The organism is Rhizobium sp. SG2393 (assembly GCF_042610495.1).
In the GTDB taxonomy this organism is placed as follows: Bacteria; Pseudomonadota; Alphaproteobacteria; order Rhizobiales; family Rhizobiaceae; genus RU20A.
This window is the reverse complement of sequence record NZ_JBHGAP010000012.1, coordinates 107,401-128,152: the sequence shown is the minus strand read 5'-3', so window position 1 is coordinate 128,152 and position 20,752 is coordinate 107,401. Positions and strand designations below refer to the sequence as shown.

At 62.0% G+C, this 20,752-nt stretch carries 15 protein-coding genes; 4 read left to right on the top strand and 11 right to left on the bottom strand.

Features of this window, described 5'->3' with window-relative positions:
• The first annotated feature begins 13 nt into the window (after window positions 1–13).
• Window positions 14–4,879 (top strand): ATP-binding protein, encoded by a 4,866-nt coding sequence (locus ACED18_RS19455; protein WP_223215461.1) that lies wholly within the window; start codon window positions 14–16, stop codon window positions 4,877–4,879.
• A 29-nt stretch (window positions 4,880–4,908) separates the two neighbouring features.
• Here the strand turns inward: ACED18_RS19455 and ACED18_RS19450 are convergent, their stop codons facing one another.
• The 4 genes from ACED18_RS19450 to ACED18_RS19435 form a co-directional block, all read right to left on the bottom strand.
• A complete protein-coding gene (locus tag ACED18_RS19450) occupies window positions 4,909–6,858 on the bottom strand; it encodes a DUF3732 domain-containing protein (protein ID WP_075627928.1) in 1,950 nt (649 codons plus the stop codon).
• Window positions 6,855–7,358 (bottom strand): three component ABC system middle component, encoded by a 504-nt coding sequence (locus tag ACED18_RS19445; RefSeq protein WP_075627927.1) that lies wholly within the window; start codon window positions 7,356–7,358, stop codon window positions 6,855–6,857. The genes ACED18_RS19450 and ACED18_RS19445 overlap by 4 nt, the downstream gene beginning before the upstream one ends.
• Window positions 7,355–8,566, bottom strand: a complete 1,212-nt coding sequence (locus ACED18_RS19440; protein WP_075627926.1) for an ABC-three component system protein — start codon at window positions 8,564–8,566, stop codon at window positions 7,355–7,357. The genes ACED18_RS19445 and ACED18_RS19440 overlap by 4 nt, the downstream gene beginning before the upstream one ends.
• A gap of 148 nt (window positions 8,567–8,714) precedes the next feature.
• Window positions 8,715–9,854, bottom strand: a complete 1,140-nt coding sequence (locus ACED18_RS19435; RefSeq protein WP_220367175.1) for an RHE_PE00001 family protein — start codon at window positions 9,852–9,854, stop codon at window positions 8,715–8,717.
• Window positions 9,855–10,045: 191 nt separating this feature from the next.
• On the opposite strand from ACED18_RS19435, the gene ACED18_RS19430 reads away from it, so the two are divergent.
• The 3 genes from ACED18_RS19430 to ACED18_RS19420 are packed head-to-tail and all read left to right on the top strand — an operon-like array spanning window position 10,046 to window position 11,847.
• Window positions 10,046–10,285, top strand: coding sequence for a type II toxin-antitoxin system Phd/YefM family antitoxin (locus ACED18_RS19430; RefSeq protein ID WP_377295281.1), 240 nt, complete (start codon window positions 10,046–10,048; stop codon window positions 10,283–10,285).
• Window positions 10,285–10,695: a type II toxin-antitoxin system VapC family toxin gene (locus ACED18_RS19425; RefSeq protein WP_377295280.1), complete on the top strand. Its 411-nt coding sequence runs from the start codon at window positions 10,285–10,287 to the stop codon at window positions 10,693–10,695. Before ACED18_RS19430 ends, ACED18_RS19425 begins: the two co-directional genes overlap by 1 nt.
• Before the next feature lie 3 nt (window positions 10,696–10,698).
• The gene (locus tag ACED18_RS19420; RefSeq protein ID WP_377295279.1) at window positions 10,699–11,847 is read left to right on the top strand and encodes a site-specific integrase; all 1,149 of its coding nucleotides are present in this window, start codon (window positions 10,699–10,701) and stop codon (window positions 11,845–11,847) included.
• A gap of 71 nt (window positions 11,848–11,918) precedes the next feature.
• On the opposite strand, the gene repC is transcribed toward ACED18_RS19420, so the two are convergent.
• The 7 genes from repC to ACED18_RS19385 all read right to left on the bottom strand — a co-directional run bounded on the left by repC (window position 11,919) and on the right by ACED18_RS19385 (window position 20,697).
• Window positions 11,919–13,133 carry a plasmid replication protein RepC gene (gene repC, locus ACED18_RS19415; protein WP_377295278.1) on the bottom strand — a complete coding sequence of 405 codons (1,215 nt, stop codon included), beginning with the start codon at window positions 13,131–13,133 and terminating at the stop codon, window positions 11,919–11,921.
• A 153-nt stretch (window positions 13,134–13,286) separates the two neighbouring features.
• Window positions 13,287–14,270 carry a plasmid partitioning protein RepB gene (gene repB, locus ACED18_RS19410; RefSeq protein WP_377295277.1) on the bottom strand — a complete coding sequence of 328 codons (984 nt, stop codon included), beginning with the start codon at window positions 14,268–14,270 and terminating at the stop codon, window positions 13,287–13,289.
• A 72-nt stretch (window positions 14,271–14,342) separates the two neighbouring features.
• The gene (repA, locus tag ACED18_RS19405; RefSeq protein WP_377295276.1) at window positions 14,343–15,530 is read right to left on the bottom strand and encodes a plasmid partitioning protein RepA; all 1,188 of its coding nucleotides are present in this window, start codon (window positions 15,528–15,530) and stop codon (window positions 14,343–14,345) included.
• A gap of 588 nt (window positions 15,531–16,118) precedes the next feature.
• Window positions 16,119–17,165, bottom strand: coding sequence for an ABC transporter ATP-binding protein (locus tag ACED18_RS19400; protein ID WP_377295275.1), 1,047 nt, complete (start codon window positions 17,163–17,165; stop codon window positions 16,119–16,121).
• Window positions 17,166–17,178: 13 nt separating this feature from the next.
• A complete protein-coding gene (locus ACED18_RS19395) occupies window positions 17,179–18,870 on the bottom strand; it encodes a glycoside hydrolase family 32 protein (RefSeq protein WP_377295274.1) in 1,692 nt (563 codons plus the stop codon).
• Between the two features lie 2 nt (window positions 18,871–18,872).
• Window positions 18,873–19,760 carry a carbohydrate ABC transporter permease gene (locus ACED18_RS19390; RefSeq protein WP_377295273.1) on the bottom strand — a complete coding sequence of 296 codons (888 nt, stop codon included), beginning with the start codon at window positions 19,758–19,760 and terminating at the stop codon, window positions 18,873–18,875.
• Window positions 19,753–20,697 carry a carbohydrate ABC transporter permease gene (locus tag ACED18_RS19385; protein WP_377295272.1) on the bottom strand — a complete coding sequence of 315 codons (945 nt, stop codon included), beginning with the start codon at window positions 20,695–20,697 and terminating at the stop codon, window positions 19,753–19,755. Before ACED18_RS19385 ends, ACED18_RS19390 begins: the two co-directional genes overlap by 8 nt.
• Window positions 20,698–20,752: the final 55 nt, after the last annotated feature.

Genomic DNA, 20,752 nt, shown 5'->3' with positions numbered 1-20,752 from the left:
GACCGAGGGAGGCATGGATTTCCAGGCCGAAGTCGGTACGTGGCTCGCCGCCCATATCCTCGCCCGTGTCCCGGTTGGTGGCCGGTTCGGCCTCGCCAACGTGGTGTTGCCCGTCAGCTTGCGCCTCGAGACCGGCGAAGGCCTCGATGACATCGAACTCGGCCAAGATGACGGTAGCCGGATCGAGTTTCAGAGCAAAACCAGCGCTGGCCTCACGCAGGATGCTGAAAGCCCTCTCGGCAAGACCATCGCGCAGCTCGTCAGCACCATGTTCGAAGCACGTTCAACAAGCGTTGCCGTCGATGTCGCGCGGTATCGAGCCGTTCTCGCAGTCGCGGCCGATGCACCCCGCACGCTCGATAATCTCGAGAGAGGATGCCGAGCCTTCGATACTGGGGGCACTTGGACAAACGTGAGGGCGCAGCGCAGCCGGGCCGAAGCCGACGCGCTGCATCTCTTCGAGAGCCACGCCCGCAACGCCTGCACGGCGCGTTCCGCAGCGCCTCCAAGCGATGATGAGCTGGTGACGATGGCGCGACTGTTCAAAATCGTCCGTTTCTCGATGGACGAGGGCGAAGATAATTGGCGCGAGGCCTCCCGTGTGCTCGGGTCACGGGTCTATGGCTCGGAGACCGCAGGCGACGCTCCCTTGCGAGACCTTAAAACGATTGTCCGGAACCTCATTGGCAGTGGCGCGCCAGCGGATCGAGAAGGGCTTTTGCGTGCGCTTCGCGCCCTAGGGCACAATGACACCGGGGCTCCTGGTTACGATGCCGATCTCGCTCGCCTCGCTACGGCCACCGATCAGGAACTTACGCGGTTGGCTGGCCATACCCGCCTGCCGATCGCGGGCGGGATACCGGTTCTTCGTCAAAGCGACGGGCCGATGGCGGCGGCGATCGCGACCGGTTCGCTGATCGTGATCGGCGAGCCCGGTGCGGGAAAGACCGGCGCCCTCGTGGCGTTGGCACAAGCGCGCCGTGCCGCCGGCGAGACCGTGGTGTTTCTCTCGGTCGATCAATTTCCGGGCGTTGCGATTGCCGCCGATCTTCAATCCGATCTTCAGCTCGCTCGCCCATTGGCCGAGGTACTGGCCGCCGCACCGGGGGCAGGTCAGAAATTGCTCGTTATCGATGCGCTCGATGCGGCGCGAGGTGGACCCGCCGAAGCTGTCTTTGCGCAGTTGATCGAGACGATGGCAGCGCAGAATTCCTCCTGGGCGATCGCGGCTTCTATCCGCACGTTCGATCTCAGAAATGGGCGGCGTTTCCGCGACGCACTGCCCGGCTCCCCGCCCGATCCGGCATTCGCCGACCCGACGCTGCGCAACGTTCGGCACTTCAACGTGCCACGGCTCAGCGACGGGGATCTCGACCAGGCCGGTGCGGTCGCGACCGGGCTGGGTAGCTTGCTCGAGGCTGCACCCGAGCGGCTGCGCGCACTGCTGCGCAATATCTTCAACCTTTCGCTCGCCGCGCAACTGCTCACCGATGGCGCGAGCCCCGAGAGTATTCGGACGGTAGCGACCCAGTCGGACCTGATCGATGCTTACGAGGATCGACGGCTCGACAGTCAACCGCTTCACCGTGCGGTCGGCGCAACGGTTGACGCCATGGTGCGCCGCCGGCGCCTGGCAGTCCGCAAAGTGTTCATTGAGCACGATAACGTCGACAAGGTTATCGCCTCTGGCGTCCTCACCGAAACGCGCGATCTGGTCAGCTTTTCGCACCATGTGCTCTTCGACCATGTCGCTAGCCGGTTCTTCCTGGAATGGGAGGACCCGAGGAGCCTTATCGCACAGCTCGGCGGTGATAGCTCTATCGCGTTGATGCTCGCCCCCGCCCTGCGTTTTGCCATTGAGCGGCTTTGGCGCGACGATGCCGAGGGTAAACGAGCGGTCTGGCGCCTGGTCGCGGATATCTACGCCAGTCCGACGGTCGATCCCGTGCTTGCCAACGTCGCCCTCCGCACCGCAATCGAGCACGTCAGGTCCACATCCGACGTCGCCGGCCTTACCGAACTCGTCGCAGTACGCGCCGGCGACGCAGCGACGGTGACGATGATGGCGCGGCTGGCGCGGTTCGTCGGGCTTGCCGTCCCCAGCGGTGTTGGCAACATTCCCCCGGGCGAAGCGCTCGCCTGGGGGAATGTTGCCGATGCTGCCATTGCGACCGGCATTCGTGATCTTTCCGACGCTACGCGATTGCTGCTTATGATGTTGTTCGAGAGGGATGAGCTCTCCGAACCCGCATTGCTGGCCGTCTTCGGTCGGGCCGCAAGAGCGCTTTTGGCTCTGGCCTGGAATGCCGACCCGCCTATGCAGCTGACGGCTACCAACGCAATCCGGTGCGTGGGCAAGAGTTTCGCCTCTGATCCCGCAGCGTCGCGTTCCCTCCTCGACCGAATTTTGCGCGATCCGAGGTTTTCAGATCATGCCGATGAAGAAGCCCCATGGCTTGCCGAGCAGATCATGCCGATCGCCCGCTCGGATGGGGAGTTCGCAATCGAGATTTATCGCGTGCTCTATATGCGCGACATCTCCGATCAAAGCGTGTCGCATTTCGGAGGACGGCCGAGCAGAATCCTGCCCCTCGCATCCAATCGCCGCCAGGACTATCAACACTGCCGATACCATCTCGCCCGGCGCCTCGGCCGACTTCTGGAGATGTCGCCACGGCTCGGCACCCGCCTCGTGATCGAGGCCGCGGTCGGCAGCATCGATCGTGACAAACCCTACGGCGATGAGTGCGAAAGGGTGAGCATTTCGGAAGGCATTTCCTTCGATCTTCTCGGTAATGAGTACGCTTTGAATGCGTGGGACGACCCGGATCAAACCCACGGTAACCCGGATCATAATCCGCTGGCACACTACGTTGTCTTCCTACGCACTTGTACGCCTGCAGCGTTTGTCGAGAGCATCGAAGCGGCTGCCTCCAGCTACTCCAGCTCCGCAGTGTGGGCTCGGCTCCTCGGGGTCGGCACAGAGCGCGTCGCGGACGTTGCGAACGAGCTATGGCCCTTTGCGAGCAACGTGACGGTTCTTGCCCATCAGGACACGATTCGTGATGCCGTTCGCTTTCTTGCCGCCGCATATCCGTCCCGTCCGGTCGAGGACCGCCGAGCCTTTGAGACCGAAGCGACGCGCCCGGATCTATTCACCGAGGAACGGCAGCAGCGCTGGTGGACACATGCGTTGAGCCGGTTTCTCTCATCCGTCGACGAAACGTTGCTCGCAACGGACGCGATGCGCTCGCTGCGAACGGAACTGGCCGATGCAAACCAACTCAACGGAAATGCCCCACTTCGCTCCATGACCATCACCTCCGGCTCTTCAACCGGCATCACTCGCCGTATCCTCGCCCGGGATGGCGTGAATGTTGACGAAGGCCCCGACGCACAGATGGTCGCTCAGTCGGAGGCGCTGCATGATCTTGTCAACCGGACACCATCGACCAGCGATGCCGCCGCGCTTGCCGCGTTATGGGCAGCAACGGAAGCCGCAATCGTCATGTACGACGCCAATGCGGCTTTCCTGCACGAGAAAACGGAACAGCCCGTATGGGGCCACATCAGTAATGCTGCCGAACGCATCGCGGGCAGCAACGCCTATACCCCCGGCGCCGAAGGGTTGCCGTCGATAGAGGCTTTCCTGTCCGTGCTTCGCCGCCTCTGGGCAAGCCGTTACCCGGAACTCCGGGAATCCGGGAATTCCGCTAATAGTTGGGGCAATTGGGAGGTGCGGGTCTATGCGGCGAACGCCTACGTGAGTCTGGCGGACAAATTCGGCGAAGCGCACCCCGAAATCGTCGATATGTTCGATGCAATTCTGGCAGACCCTATCCCGTCGGTCCGGCTCCAGGCCGCTCAGAACCTTCAGGTCTTAAGCCGGATCGCGCCGGAGAGGATGTGGGCGCTCGCAGAGCGCGTTGCGCGCGACGAGCCAAATCTCGAGGTTCTCGCGTTCTTCCTGGGTAATGTCCTGTATCGTTTTACTTGGCATGAAGTGGAACGCTGCGAAATGACTATCGAGATCGCACTTTCCCGACGTCATGGCTTTGAGCGTCAAAACGAATCCAGCCGCGATCAATTGTCTGAAATGCTTGGCGGGCTTGCTGCTCAGCTTTGGGTTCGACAGGAACGGCCGAAAGCGTTGGGCTGGCTGACTGATTGGACGACCGACCCTGCTGCCAATCGCGGCCTGATGATGGCTTTCCTCTCGCCGCTGCGCGAAGCGTTTTTCGCTCGATATGCCGCAGGCGAGGATCACGACCCGGCCCTCACCGATCGCGCACAGCAAGCGGCTATGGCTATTCTCGAAACATGCTCAGCTGCCGCTGCGCAGAGCCACACTGCGGTGATGATAGAGCGTGTTGAGGGCGCCGATCGAGAGGCCGGGATAGCGACATACCGCGCGGCCGAGGATGTGATACATCATCTGATGAGCCAGCTCTATTTCGGTTCCGGGGCTCACACTGATAGCGGCGAACCGAATGGCGGCCTCGAAAGTGCAGATGCGATGCAGCGGTTCATGCGCGACTACCAGCCGATGCTGAACCTGCTCGCGAATTCCTACGAGCCCTCGACCCAGCATTATCTGGTCGAACTTTATGAATACCTCATCCCCGGCAATCCCGCAGGCGTCTTCGATGCGCTATATGGCTTATTGGTTGGCGCCGGAAGGCGGGAGGGCTATCACCACGAGAGCCTGGCTACCGGAATCATAGTTCAGATCATCACGCGCTATATCGCGGATCACCGCTCTCTCTTCGAGAATGACGCCCGCCGCGCCGCACTCGTCGAGATCCTTCGGCTGTTCTCCGATGCGGGCTGGCCCGAAGCGCTCAGGCTCCTTTACGATCTGCCAGAGCTGCTGCGCTAATGTGATATCGATCTATTTGATCGAACTTGTCATTGATCCTCGCTGGTCGTGGACCAGGACAACGGAACCAACTTGATACCGTCACGCCAGCGTTCAGCAATAATTGACCGGAACCATTCATCGAGGAGCTCAACATGGTCCGCGACAATGATCTGCATATTTTGGTTTGGGTCGGCGCAGTAGTCATACAGCACGCGATAGAGCCGCGCGACGGCGACCTGGTCCTCGTCTTCGCTACCTGAAATCTGCCCTAAGTCACGCTCTGGTGGATAGTGAGCCTGGGAAGGCTGATCCAACATCAGAAAGGCGGGAACTGGTCTTGCCCGAGCGCGGAAGAGACGATGTAACGCTAAATGAGCGGCAACATGGTACCCAACCCAATTTTCACCGCTGCCAATTTGCGCCAGAGGCAGTGGACCGTGAATCGTATCGGCGACAACGGTGAGATTGCGCAGATCGATTCGCAAAGAATTCTCGCCGTGCTCCAGACGAAGGGCAGTGGCAAACGTTGTGAGATCGCGGCCCACAACACTGATCGCACTGCTCACTCGCTCATTCAAAGCGTCTTGGTCAAGTTCGGCATTGAGCGCGTCGACCTCCGCTTGAACTCTGGCTACACGCAGCCGAAGCCCATTGTCTTCTGCAACTATCCGAACATTATCGAGATAATAACTGATGCGACCGGCAACGCGCGCCTGCTCCGTAAATTGATCTTGCTCTATTCGTAGGCGCTCATTTTCAGCAATTCTGGTAGTGATATCAGTCTGTACGGTTTCCAGCTCGACCTCTCGTTGCGTTCGCATCGCTTCAAGATCGCTGATACGCGCCTGAACTCGCGGGCTGTCCTTGCGAACCGACCGTAACTGAAGTTCGAGACCCGACAGTGACCGCCTCATGTCATCAACGGTTGGCACCGGTGTCTTGAGATGGCTTTCGCAGAGAGGGCAGGTATCGTGTGACCCGTCAGCCGTGACCAAAAGTTCGATGGATGCCAAGCGAACACGCTGTTCGTCAGCCTCTCGTTCGAATGCCGACGCATCGCTGACGAGCCGATTCAACTGCTTTATCTCCTCCCTAATTTCTTGAAGTTCTGACCGCAACTGTCGTCGACGATCCTCTAGATCGGCAAGATCTGCCTCCGGATTGGCGAGTGTGGCATAGGAAAGCGATCGGGGTATCGCCGCCTGTCGCAGCATTTCTCTCGCGGCGTCAGGCGTCTCTGCAAACGCATTTGAGTCCAGCAACCCAACACGTCGCGCTTCCGAAACGAGCGAGATGGCGGTGCCTGACGCTTCGTTTGCGAGAGCTCGTGCTTCGGTAAGTTCACGCTCGAGCTTTCTCAGCCTAAATTTTGCATCATCCAGACGCTTCTTTTTAAGAAAATAGTCCTCCCCCATCGCCCCAAGGAAATACGGGAATGTGTCGCGTATCGCCTGCGCGATCCCTGTTTCGCCCTGCCTGTGAAACAGGAGACGCCGACTGGCAATTTCATCTTGTGCTTGCAGCGAAAAGAATATCGCTTGGCCGGCTGACGCCTCGACCTGCCGCCTGTTTGCTGCCGGTTCCGGATCGGAGAGATTTTCCGCGATCCCCAGAATTCCGCTGAACTTGCTCCGGAGAGCAGCGGCGGTCATGTTTTTCACGAATTCCGTTGGCGCGTCTGGGAACTCTTCAACATTTCGCTCGAAGTAGATTTCGTCGCCGTCATTGCCGGATGGTCCCGGATTATGCCGCGCGACAAGGATACCCTCGCCGGCATTGTCGAATAGGACCGCGAACCAAGAGACGCCATTTCGGATCTCACCTCGTGGCACAGTGCATTCATCTCGGCCCCAGCAGAAGTCCACAATATCGAGCAGGGCGGATTTGCCCGTCTTCGAAGCACCTGTCACGACATTTAGAGAATTCAGTTTAAAACGAGTTTCTCGCTTCTCGCCGCTTCTCGAATAGATCGCAATACCTCTTACTTGAATGCTCAAAGCGTTACTCCCATCGCCTGGAGCACGGGCGCCACAGCTGGCTGGGATGCAAACCAGCGACCTACAAGAGCAGCACGTCTCCTGGTCTCATCGACCTCGGTTGTCGTATTTTTCGGCTTCGCCGGCATCTTAATTGTCTTCGGTCCGAGCAGTAGTCCGTCCTTCGTGACCGTGATTGCCTCTAGCTGCGCAAGAAAGAGAAGCGCTTCGCGCGTTACAGGGCGCAAGGAAAGTACCCGATCAGGCACACCCACCAAGATTTCTTGGTTATTGGCGCACCAAGATTCGAATGTTGTATTCGCCTTGCTTGGTAATGCTCGCCGAGTACCGGGATGCATCACGAGGGGAAGAATGAGGAAGGCTAGTGCAAGAGGGAGCGGCTTACCACGCGTCTCCATAAAGTCTCGGATGCTGCGACTGATCAGCTCGCCACAAAAGGCCGGGTTGAAATACGCGGCTTCCTCTGGAGGGCGAGCAGACCACGAAATCTCCCGGCTCACGCTTCTTCCTCTTCATGGCAAAGATGCTTGTACTCGCGGTGCCAGCCAACACGCAGGGTGTTGGCCAACATATGATAGGAACCGACATTCAGGGACTTTGAAGTAAGCGTGCGCAACGGAAATCTAGCTTCCATCTCTACCCAATCGTAGATTTCCCGTCCCACTGAAGCCAGCTCAGGACTATCGCCGGCAGCTTCTGCGGTGGTGTCGCACATTGCCGCGTATCTCGGCTCCCATTCTTCAACAAGTATTCTTTCGAACTTTTCCAACTCGTCATCGAGGACGGTGTGTTCGCGGGTCCACTTTGATCGCTGTACGAATGCCCGGTAAAAATCGCGTTTGGCATAACCTATGCGGTTACCGCCAATACCAATGATCTGAAGCTGTCGGATGAAAATGAAACTGTCGTACTCCTCACTCGCGCGCGCCGGTGGTTCTGCATGTTCAAACTCCGCAAAAAGCGCATCGCGCTTCAAGGCGTCTCGGATATCGTCTAGCTTGGCCTCAATCTGGCCAAGAGGAATCGACTGGACCGTTTTGGCCGACAGGGCTGCGCAAATGCGCGGCCACCACCAGCCTTCAAGCATTTCTCTCGCCAGCTTCGCTTTCCCGGGCGGCGCAACCAAACGTAGTCCGTGCTCCAGTTCGGCCTCGAGCTCCCCGAGCAAAGGCTGGTTGTCCACAATCTCAACCGCGCTAAGCAGAGACGCGCGCATTCGCTCGGGCAGTGCGAGGAATGCCGCGAATGCCGGTTTCAGCTCCTTGTTATCCGATCGAAGGGCCGCTGCGGAGAGCAACTCGGCTGCAGTCTTTGGATCCCTGGATTTTCCTCGGCCTTCGGTTGGCGGGCGCAGCAACGAAGCCGCCGCTCCATCAGGAATTCTTCCGGTAGTCACGAGAACCATTTTTGCTCGTGATGGCAATGATGGGTCAGCGAGGGCCTGCTCAGACCAAATCCTCAGAGTCTTCCAGATGTCCGCACTGGTGTCCGAAAGATTCGCGACGCGTTTAATATGATGTTTTGCCTGGAGCAATTCCTTAGGTTCGCCGTTGCGTTCGAACGAAACGTCGTCCAATTTCTCGATCGCAACTTCGAGCTCCGTGCCTGCGTTTAGATGCGGGATGCAAAGAAGGAGAGCTAGCCTCGCCTGATACAGATATCCGGCGGCTGCGGGCGCGGCGTTGAAATCGTTGATTTGCCCACTCAAGAAGCGTCTCCTCACACGCCTTTAAATAAATCCATAATCAATGTACGCACAAGCATAGCGTTCAAGAAAGCTCCGCTTGTTCACCATCTTTACTCGCCGACGAAACGGGTGCTGCCTTGGAGCATTCGCGATTTTCATGTTTTAATCGCTAGAGTATACCCCACGCCCGAAACCTCCCCCTCCCCGTCATCTCCCTGAGGCCGAGTTCCAACACGATCCGCCGCGCCGCCTGCGGCGTCACCTCCAGCGTTTTAGCGACCATCCCAGCCGACACAAGGGGACGCGCCATCACCAGCTCGACCAGTTCTGGCAGCTTTGACGACGTCCGCCGCCCCTCTAGTTTCCGCTCGAACAGGGTCCGCGCCAAAACCAGCCTGTCATGTTCTTTCATGCCGATCTCGGCCGCAGCGATCAGGCCGTTGGCGATGGCGAGCAGACGGGTTTCGCGATCGCGGTGGCGGCGCCGATCGACCGGAATGGTTTTGAGGCCAAGGTTGATGGCTGCGAGATGGGCGCCGGTGGTGATGCCGGCTTCCCGCAGGATTGAGGCGGCAAACAACCGGCCGAGCCACGGGGCATGCTGAAGCACGGAAAGCTCGTTCCAGGCATCGAGGGCGACAATCGCCTGCAGCATGGCGGGCAGGTGTTCGGCCTGGCGCAGGACGCCGCGCCATTCGTCGAGCCGGGCATCCTCGTCCCAGTCGAGCTCATAAACGAGCGGATCTTTTTCCGCCGCGCGATTGCCGCCGGCCCGGCCAGGCCGCGTCGCGCTCTCGATCGCCGCCTCCGATCGGGCCAGCACCGCATCGATGGCGGCGTAGTCGACGCCCGGTAGGTTCTCCGCGTCATCACCATCATCCCCCTCCCCTTCCGGATCGATGACGACCTCGGGTCGAACGACGCCGGCCGGCTCCCCTGCCTCAGCGTCGACCGGGTTGATGTCCGACGTTTGCCGCAAGGTCCGGATCCCCTCTGCGGACAAGGCCCAGTCCGGCGACTGCGCGGCAATGCGCCGGCGGGTGCGCAGCACGTCGCGCGCGATGGTGAGTTCGTGGGTGGGGGTGCGGGTGTCGCGCAAGGCGTCGTGGAGGACGAGGTCTTCGAGATGCACCAATTCGCCGTCGATCCAGAGCGAGGCCCAGGCGTCAGTGAAATTGGATCGTTCGATCCAGCCGCTTCCCACCGTAGACCGAGCAATACGCTCGTCGAGGCGGGTAAGCGCGATACCGGCGTCGAAGGCCGGCCGCATCAGGGTCGAAATGTCGATTTTCGCGAGATCGTAAGCCATTGATTTTATGGTAAACGATCTCTTAAACGAATGCTATCTCTGAGTTACTATTCTTCACTCGCTATATTGCATCAGGCCACGCCTGACCATCGATAAGTGACGCTTATCGAAGGTATTCTAGTCAACAGCTTGACCAACCAAGCTACCGCATCTACGCTGCGCCAAAGTACGGGATGAGCGAGGAATTGACGATGACCGTTACCGTCAAGGTCGCCGAAGCCAAGACGCATTTGTCTGAATTGCTCGCGCGCGTCGAAGCTGGCGAGGACTTCATCATCGCCCGCGGCAATGATCCGGTTGCACGGCTCGTTGCTGTGGACGAGCGCCGGCAGCGTCTGGCCGCCATCGAAGCCGTGCGGGCATTGCGGGCGCAGGCTCGGCCCGTCACCTCTCAGGAAATCCAGGAGTGGAAGCAGGAAGGCCGGCGCTGATGGCCTTTGTCGTTGACGCCTCGATCGCCGGCGCGTGGCTATTGCCGGACGAAGAAAATGCGTTGGCTGAACAAGCCATGGCCCGCTTGGCGGAGGACGATGCGATGGCGCCGGATCTGCTACGCCACGAGATTCGCAGCATTCTCCTGAGCGCAGAGAAGCGGGATCGGATCTCGGCGGATTTCGTTCACTCGGCTCTTGCCCGGTTTCGGGGCCTGCCCTTGCGATTTGCCGGTCCCAGCGACGACACGGAAGTGGTGCGCTTGTCCCGAAAGTATCGTCTCAGCGCCTACGACGCGGCCTACCTCGCTCTTGCGCTCCTGGAACATCTTCCACTTGCCACGCTCGATCGCCGACTGGCGGAGGCCGCGCGTGCAGAAGGCGTTGCGGTTTTTGAGCCTGCCAGGTAGGCCATGACAAGCCAAACATCCAAAGGCGCTACTCTTTGGCGCACCGAGACACTCGACACCATCGCCTCCGTCCTGCCCATGGACCGGCGCGACGCGCTGGCCGCGCTGCTGACCGACCAGGACATCGAAACGCTGCGCCATCTCGTCAACGAGGGCATGGGCGAGAACACGCTGCGGGCGCTGACCTCCGATCTCGCCTATCTGGAGGCCTGGTCGCTTGCGGCGACCGGTGCCTCCCTCCCCTGGCCGGCGCCGGAAGCCCTGCTTCTGAAATTCGTCGCCCATCATCTGTGGCAGCCGGAGCAACGCGAGATCGATCCGGGCCATGGCATGCCGGCCGAAGTCGAGCAGAGCCTGCGAACGCAGGGCTTCCTTCGTGCGCCAGGGCCGCACGCGCCGGACACCGTGCGACGGCGCCTTGCCACCTGGTCGACGCTGACCAAATGGCGGGGGCTTACGGGTGTCTTTGCCTCCCCTGCCCTCAAATCCGCCCTTCGCCTGGCGGTGCGCGCAACGCCGAGGCCGCGAAAGCGCAAGAGCGCCAAGGCCGTTACCGCAGACATATTGTCGAAGCTTCTCGCCACCTGCCGCTCCGACAGCCTGCGCGACAGGAGAGACCGGGCCATCCTCATGGTGGCCTTTGCCTCCGGCGGCCGGCGTCGCAGCGAAATCGCGGGGCTCAGACTGGAGCAGTTGCAGGCCGAAGAGCCGATCCCGGTCGATGGCGCCCCTCCCCTCCCCTCGCTCGCCATCCATCTCGGTCGCACCAAGACCAGCCGGGCCGACAATGACGAGGTCGTCTATCTCTCCGGCCGGCCTGTCGATGCTCTGAATGTCTGGCTCACGGCTGCGAGGATCGACACGGGCAGCGTCTTCCGGGCCATCGATCGCTGGGGCAATCTCTCCCGGCGCCCACTCGATCCCAAAGCCGTCACCGACATCGTCAAGCAGCGCGCCGCCATGGCCGGTCTCGATCCGCGGGAGTTCTCCGCCCATGGACTTCGTTCCGGCTATCTCACCGAAGCCGCCAATCGCGGCATTCCGCTTCCCGAGGCGATGGAGCAATCCCGGCATCGCTCCGTCCAGCAGGCGAGCGAGTACTACAACAGCGCCACCAGACGCAGCGGCAGGGCTGCGCGGCTGATGGATTGAAGCGCGCCCTGCCCTCAGCGCATGCCGGTGCCTGACAGGTGCCCATCGCTGACAGAGGCTCCGCACGGGGATCAGGCCGAGCGCCGGCTGTCGGCGCCATTTGCCCGCAGCAAGGCCATGATGACGGGCCCGAGCGAGAATTCGCCGCGGCCTGCCTTCGCCGTCAGGTCCCGCAGATAGCCGCCGGCCGAATGGATCTGCCCTGCCCGCTCCAGAATGCAGGCGATCGTCACCGCCGCATTTTCCGGTCCCATCACTTCGCAGGCCTCCTGATAGGCCGAGGGGCTGACGCCCAGCATGGAGCGGACCACCACGGCCGCCGCCATCAGCTCGCGCCAGCTCGAAATGGTGCCGCCGGGCCCGTAATCGGCGATCTGCGGGCAGGCCTTCAACACCAATCCCAGCGGATAGGACTTTGTCGGCTCGCTCCCCTGTCCCGATTTGACCTGGGCGGGTGCGGCCTGCTTCGTTTCGAAGCGTGGTTCAAGTTCATGGATGGAGTCGGTATTTGAATTCTGTATATGGCGGTCATTGTGGCCGGGACTGGCGGTCATATTTTCAGATTTTACCTGCTCATCCAGGCGGTTGACGATCTCATCCCGCAGCATCTGCATCTCGTCGAGCACGGCTTCGATTGTCGGGCGATCCGGCACACGCGGAAGACGGGCGACGATGTCCAGATAGATCGCTTCCACGGCGGCCCAGTCGCCGGCAGCGCCCTCCTCCATGGCGGCGGTGATGAGCTTGCGCACGTCGCGCCGGCAGATGGTCAGCGCCTCGCGGGCGCGCTTGAAGAGCCTCGCCTCCTCCGCGACGCTCAGCGCCATTGCCGAAAGCTCCGCCGCGCGGGCATGAAGCGGCGCGAGGCTGAAGCCGAAGGCCGCCTCGATATCGCCGTCACCATCGCGGTGCGCGTAGCGCTTGCCATTCGGGCTGTCATGGCGCTCGATCAGGCCCGCCTCCACCAGCGCCGCCAGGCAGCGCCGCAGGGTACGGCCGGAAATCCCGTGGGCGCGCACCGAAAGCTGCGCATTGGAGGGAAAGACGATCATCGCCCGCTCCGCCGAAAGCTCTGTTTCGGGATAAAAGCTCAGGAGCGCATTGAGCACCGCGAGCGCGCGATCCTGCACGCCGAGCAGCGTGCGGGCTTCGCAGGCATCGCGAAAGACCTTCCACTTGTCGATATCGGCATGCTGGGCGCTCTCTCGCGTTTCCATCTGCCGTTTCACCAGCGCAAGCTTCGCCGGCCGCCGCCCGAAGGGCGTCGTCACACGTCCGATCTGCATTTCTTTCACCCTCTAAAAGGCAAAGGAAATCCGCTCACCAAAACGGTGCCAAAACGCTTGACAGGGATTCGGGGAAGTGCGATTCTCGGGTTGCTTAGATCTGAGAAGGGCTTCCACGACGGCGACGTTTGGGGGGCCTTTTTCTTTTGCTATCTACCTTTCCTCGGTTTTGTTGGCCGACAGGAACTCCTGGTGCAGGCGTTCCAGATTGTCCGTAATGAAGCGGCCGAATTTCGCGGCCTGGTCCGACTTCAGCGCAATCGAATAGCTCTTGCCGGCACCCTTGAATTCGGCGCGGACGGAGGCATCGCCTGCCCGCCACTCGCCGGTGTTTCTCGGCTGCTTCTGCGGCCGCTCCGCCTTGTTGATCTCGGCCACCAGCCGCTCGAACCGTGCATCCGATTCCAGCGCGTCGAAACCGTCGGCCGCAAGGCTCGCAAGGACGAGCGCCTTCACCGATGGCTTCTCGATCTTCTGGGCGAAATCGATCCAGCGGTCGCGGCCGATCGATCTGGCGGGCCCGATGCGCCGCGCCACATCTTCCGGCACGCGGCTCGACACCGACAGCATCCGGGTCAGCATCGGCGCGTCCACGGCGAGCGCCGCCTGGATCGTCGGCTTGCCGTAGCCGAGATCGGCAAGGCGCTGCGCGAACAGGGACCGCTCGATGAAGGACAGGTTCTGCCGCGCGGAGTTTTCCTGGCCCTGCGCAACGACGTGGTCGGCGTCGGAAATATCCTTGATGACGGCGCGAACCTTGAGGCCCAGTTCACGGGCGGCACGCGCCCGGCGGTGCCCGAAGACGATCTGGTAACGACCGTCCACCGACGGGTGAGGGCGCACCAGAATGGGTGAGTCCTGCCCGCGCGCGCGGATCGCCTCCACCAGCTCGGCATAGGCGGCATCGTCCTCGCCCATGCGGTCGGAGACGAAGGAGGTGTCCAGCGCGGCCGTGTCGAGTTCCACGACATGCTCGCCGGAAAGGCCCTCGGCCAGCGCTGCCTTTTCCGCCAGCTCGTTGAGCGAACTGATCATCGACCGGGAGGCACCCTTGGCCGCATAGCCGGCGCTGGCCTTGCGCTCCGTGACCCCGTCTTTCGGGGCCGTGATGTTGGCAAAAACGTCGCGGCGTGCCATCAGCAGACCCTCGAAACCGTGAAGAGACTGAATTGATTGGGGAAATAGCCCATCTGTACGGCTGACAACCGTTTATGCATGACGCCGCCCCCAGGCCTTGTGCAGAAGGTCGATCACCTCGGCATTGACGGCATCCATGGACTCGCGCGCCCGGTCATAGGTGGCGGGCGTGAACTGCGAACGCTCGACCTCGTAGAGCGTCTGCTTGGTCAGGCCCGCATCCGAAATCGCGGTCGATTTCACCATGTGGTTGCGCATCATCTGCGCGGCGAACATGCTCTGCATGAAGCCCACCATCTGCTGCTGGGGAATGTCCATCGGCTCGTAGCGCGTCACGAGATAGCGGAACCAGTCGAGCGAGACGGTGACGCCGACCGCCTCGACACTCTTCAGGATATTGCCGAGCATCAGCAGGAACTGGCTCATGGACATGATGTCGAGCATCTGCGGATGCACGGTGATCAGCACCGAGGTCGCCGCCGTCAGCGCCGTCAGGGTGAGGTAGCCGAGCTGGGGAGGGCAGTCGATGACGACCACGTCGTAGCGGTCGTCCACCTCCGCCAGCGCCTCGCCGATGCGGGTGTAGAAAAGCTTGCCGGCGGTCGAGTCCTTCCGCTGCATGGCAATCGGCGTCTCGTATTCATATTCCTGCAGTTCGAGATTGGCCGGCACCACGTCGAGGTTCGGGAAGTTCGTGGGCTGGATGACCTCGGTGATGGAGCGGCGCTCCTCGTCGTAGCGCAGCGCCTCGTAAAGCGAAGCCTTCTCGTCGAGCTCCGGCTGGATGCCATAAAGCGCCGTCAGCGAGGCCTGCGGATCGAGATCGACGGCCAGAACTCGGTAGCCGCGCAGCGCCATGTACTGGGCGAGATGCGCCGCCGTGGTCGTCTTGCCGGAGCCGCCCTTGAAGTTGACGACGGCCACCACCTGCAGGCGCTCGCCGTCCTTGCGATGCGGCACGCGCTCCAGCAGGCTGCGCAGATCGTTCATCTGCTCGGCCGTATAGTAGCGCCGGCCCGTGGTCGTCGTGGTCGGCTCGACGCCCTTGCCTTGCAGATGCAGCTTCTTCAGATAGCTCTGGGAGACGCCGACGAACTCGGCGACCTCCGCCAGCGAAAACTGACGCAGCGTCTTCTGCGCGTTCGGCGGAAACTTCTCCTGCCGCAACAGGTCGAGCTTCGACGAAATCTCGCCGCCCTGTTCGAGGATCGTATCGGCGAAACCCGGTACTTTTTCAGGGCTGGCCATTTTCACGTTCATTTTGATGTCCGCTGTCAGTCACGATATTTTTGTCAAATTTAATCCATTATCGGCACAGTGCTCCGATTCCCGTGCCGTGGCAAGGAAAAGAGGGTTAACAAAAGGTTAACACCACCGACAGAGCACGGGGATGGCCGGTGGTCCGAATTGCAGAAGATTGCAGATTTCTTCTCCGAATCTCCGGGATTTAGGGAAGACACACAGGTTTTTCGGAGCGGCGCACATCCCCTTGCGGCCCAATATCCGCAAAGCGGCGCACGGCACGCCGTCGCGACGCGTGATTCGCGCGCTGGGGGAGGGGGACGGCGGAGAAGGGGAGGGGAGGGGAGGGGAGGCGCAGGCACAGCGCAACACTGCATCCCCCGTGCGGCATCAGGGCCCCCGGATGCGAAGACGTGCGTTCCGGACGTTCAGCCTTGGGAGGGTGGAGAAGCAGATCGGCTCTCCACGCTCCTTCGCTGGAAACGCGCCATCTCCGATCCGGTCAGATGAAGTATCGGGAGCACGATGGTCGCGCCGGGCCCGCGCGGACACGCCGTCCGGTGGCAGCGACCATCGGCGAGGAACGAGCCTAACCCCATTCCCGTCTCAGTTAATTCGACGGCCATCCGCGCCGAAGAGATGGATCTTGTCCGCCTTGACGGACAGGTAAACCGTCTGGTCCGGCTTCAACTCCACGCGGCGATGCAGGACGAGCGTGGCTGGCTGCGTGCCGACCCTGACGACGATATGCGTCTCGGCACCCGTTGGTTCGACAGTCAGGACTTTTGCCGGAATGCCGGTCTCGGCAATGTCGAGATCCTCCGGACGGATGCCGTAGGTGCTGGCATCGGCGCGCACGGAATCGCCGGGGGAGGGGAGGGTGACCCCGCCATCGATCGCAAAGCCGCCGTCGCCGACGGCGCCTTGAAAGAGGTTCATGGCCGGCGAGCCGATGAAAGTTGCGACGAACGTGTTGTTCGGGCGGTCGTAGAGGTCGAGCGGCTTGCCGATCTGTTCGATCTTGCCGGCCCGCATGACGACGATCTTGTCGGCCATGGTCATGGCTTCGATCTGGTCGTGCGTGACATAGACGATCGTGGTGCCCAGGCGCTGGTGCAGTTCCTTGATCTCGCTGCGCATCGTCACGCGCAGCTTGGCGTCGAGGTTGGAGAGCGGTTCGTCGAAGAGAAACACCTTGGGATGGCGCACGATGGCGCGTCCCATGGCGACGCGCTGGCGCTGGCCACCGGAGAGCTGCTTCGGCAGGCGATCGAGCAACGGCTCGAGCGCGAGGATCGCGGCCGCCTCGTTGACGAGCTTTTCGATGGTCGCCTTGTCGCGGCCCTGCAGCTTGAGGGCGAAGCCCATGTTTTCGCGCACCGTCATGTGCGGGTAGAGCGCATAGGACTGGAAGACCATGGCGATGTCCCGCTCCTTGGGCGCGACATCATTGACGACGCGGCCGTCGATGCGGATTTCGCCACCGCTGATCTCTTCCAGACCGGCCAGCATGCGCAGCAAGGTGGATTTGCCGCAGCCGGATGGTCCGACGAGGGTGACGAACTCCCCGTCCTCGATATCGACGGAGACGCCGTGGATGACCGCGGCGGCGCCGTATTGCTTCAGAACATGATCGATTGCGACCGATGCCATGATGGTTCCTCCCTCAGAGCTTGAGCTGCCAGACGCGGGCGGCGGTGACGCCCCCGGTCAGGGTTGCGGACCGGGCCGCAGCAAAAGACGGAAGGCGCTTGCTGCCCGTCCAGCGGCCATTGTCGGCGAAGACCTCGATGGAGCCGGCATCGAGGAAGATGCGGACTTCCGATGGGCGCGCGCCGGTCGCGATATAGCGCGGCGTCGTCTTGCCGGTCCCGGCGTCGAACAGGATCTCCAGCCCGTCATCGCCGAGCCTGACGCCGAGCGTCACGTCCGGATGATCGATGGACAGCGCGAAAGGCGCGCCCTCCGCAGGCAGGGTCAGAAGGATTTCGACCGCGCCGGTGTCGAGATCGATAGTCTTTCCCTCGGCCAGGGCGGTCTCGTCGATCAGCCGATGGCGCAGCGATTCCACGGCCGCGACCGGCGGGGTAAAGATCGCGTCGCCCTCGATCAGAACGCGACGCGGCAGCGTCATGGCCGTTTGGAAATCCTCCTTCTTGGAGACATCCGTCCAGTTGGCGAGCCAGGCGATCCCGACCGGCGCATCACCATCGACAAAGGCCTGGAAGGCGTAGGCATCCGAGCCGAAATCCAGCTCCTGCTCGAAGTCGGCGGCAAAGCTGCGGCCGTCGAAGCGGCCGACCGTCACGGAGGTCAGGTTGCGCCGACCGGTCGCCGGGTCACGGCTGGTCAGAAGGCCGAAGATGAGCGCCCAGCGGGTGGCGGGATCGGATGCCGGACCACCAACCGGGATCATGCAAGGGCATTCCGCCGCCGTCATGCCGAAACGGTCTTCCCGGTGGATGATGTCGATGAAGGTCCAACCCGTCGCGCCGGCGGGATCGACGGTTTCGTAAAGCAGCACCACGCCGCCGGCCTTGTCACGGCTGCCGAGCAGCATCTTCCAGCGGCCATCCGGGCCCTCGAAGACATAGGGGTCGCGGAAGTCGGTGGTGAGATTGAGCCCCTCGGGGCGCAGCGGCAGGATGATGTCGGAAGCGCCGGCGAGAAGGCCATCCTGGCTGACGGCGGTCAGCTGGATCTGCTCTTCCGGCGTCCGGTCGATGACATGCTCCGTGTAGAAAACCCGGATCGCATCGCCGGCCGCAATTGCCGAGCCGGAAAAGGCGCCGCCGCGGCCGTCGTCTTTCTCGGACAGATGATCGGCCGGGAAGAGAAACACCGGCTGGTGCGTCCAGTGCAGGAAGTCGGTCGAGATTGCGTGGCCCCAATGCATCGTGTTCCAGCGCAGGCTGTGGGGATAGTGCTGGTAGAAGAGATGCGCCGTACCACCGAAGCGGCCGAAACCGTTCGGGTCGTTCATCCAGCCGAAAGGCGGGCGGAAATGATAGCTGTCGGGCGTCAGCGGCGGGGCATTGCGCCCTTCGTGATGGATCACGGTGATGCCCTCGGCCGTCACCCTGTCCGGATGGAAGGCATAGGCGACCGAAAGCATCGTCACCGCCGGATCGTAGGAGAGTGCGGTCAGGCCGCCGGCCGGAAGCGGAACGGCCACGAACGCGAATTCGCCGGTGCGGCGCGTTGCCGGGCTGGCGATCGGCTGCGCCTCGACCGTGACAGAGAGCGAAGCCTCGGCCTCCGTCAAGGCCTTCAGCCAAAGATGCAGCACGCTGCCGGCCGGCAGAGGCGCCGAAAGGGTCGCGAGCGAGGCGCGCGCGGAAGGGGAGGGGAGAGACATGATCAACCTTTCACGGCAGAGCCGACGAATGAACTGACGAACCAGCGCTGGAAGGCGAGGTAGAGAATGAGGACAGGGATCATCATCAGCACGGACGCGGCCATGGCGCGGTCCCAGAAGATGCTGTCCTGGCCGAAGAAGGTGGCGATGGCGACAGAGATGGGCCGGGCGTAATCGGTCTGGGTGACGAGCGTCGGCCAGAGATACTGGTTCCAGCTCTCGATCCCCATCAGGATCGAGACCGTCGCCAGCGCCGGCAGGCTGAGCGGCATGAAGATCGAGCGGTAGATGCGGAAGGTGGAAGCGCCGTCCATCTCCGCCGCCTCGTAGAGTTCCTTCGGCAGCTGCGCGAAGAACTGGTAGAAGAGGAAGGTATAGAGCGGGCTTGCGACCCATGGCAGGATCTGCACCGCGAACGTATCCGTCAGCCCGGCGCGCGACATCATGACGACGAGCGGCATGATGATGCTTTCCTGCGGGATGACGTAGAGGGCGACGACGATCGCGAGCAGCACCGCCTTGCCGCGCAGCGTGCCCCAGGCCAGCACGAAGCCGGCCATGGAATTGACGACGAGACCTGTGCCGACGGTGATCACCAGAATGATCAGCGAATTGATGAGGTAGCGGCCATAGGCGAGTTCGCCAGAGAAATTGGCCACCTCGCGGTAGTTCGACAGCGTCGGATCGTAGACCCAGAAGGCCCGGAAGCTGCCCATGTCGGCCAGAATCTGGAAGCGGTCGTCCTTCAGGCTGGCGATCAGCAGCATGAAGAGCGGCGAGATCATCACCAGCGCGATGACGAAGATCGACACGAACTGCACGATGCGCAGGCCGCGCTTGCCGCTGCCGATGGCGGCGGGTGTTCTGGTGGAAAGGGCGAGATCAGACATCGAAGCGCCTCAGGAGCGTGCGCTGCAGAAGCGCGATGACGAGAACGATGACGAAGAGGATGACGGAGACGGCCGATGCATAGCCGAGCTTCTGTTCCTCGAAGCCGGCGCGGACCATGTAGTGCACCACCGTTTCCGTGCTTTCGCGCGGGCCGCCTTGCGTCAGGATCGCCACCTGCGTGTAGAGCTTGAAGGCCTGGATGGTGGTGATGACGAGCACGAAGACATGGGTGGGGCGAAGACCGGGCATGGTGACGTGCCAGAAGCGGCGCAGCGGCCCGGCGCCATCGATGCGCGCGGCATCGTAGAGCTCATCCGGTATGCCCTGCAGGCCCGCGAGATAGATGATCATCTGGAAGCCGTAGGCCTGCCAGGCCGAAAGCAGCACGATCGAGAACATCGCCCAGTTCGGGTCGCCCAGCCAGTCGATCGGCTGGATCGTGCCACCGGAGAGGAAGCCGACGATCTGGTTCAGCGGGCCGCTCGGATACTGGAACAGCGTGCCCCAGATGACGCAGACGACGACCATCGACGTGATGGCGGGCAGGAAGAACATGCCGCGCAGCAGGTTGCGCATGGGTATCTTCTGGTGCAGCAGCAGCGCCGTGAGAAAGGCGAGCCCGCACTGCACCGGAATGACCCAGATGGTGAAGCGGGTGACGTTCCACAGCGACGTCCAGAACAGCGGATCGGAGAAGATGCGCTGGAAATTCAGCAGGCCGACGAAGCGCACCGGTGTCGGGCGCGGCACCAGCGGCTGATTGGTCATCGCCGTCCAGAAGGACAGAAGGAAGGGCGTGATCAGGAAGGCGGCCATGAGGATCACGGCCGGTGCGATCATGCCGAGTTCCTGAAAGAAGCGCTGCCTGTCCCGCCGTCGGCCGGGCCGTTTCGCCTTCTGGGCAGGCCCCTGCAGGGGCGTCTTTTCAACGGTCATAGTGTCCTCCTCCTGCCGTCCTGATGGAAGGGGCGGGGCCGGCAATGTCCGGTCC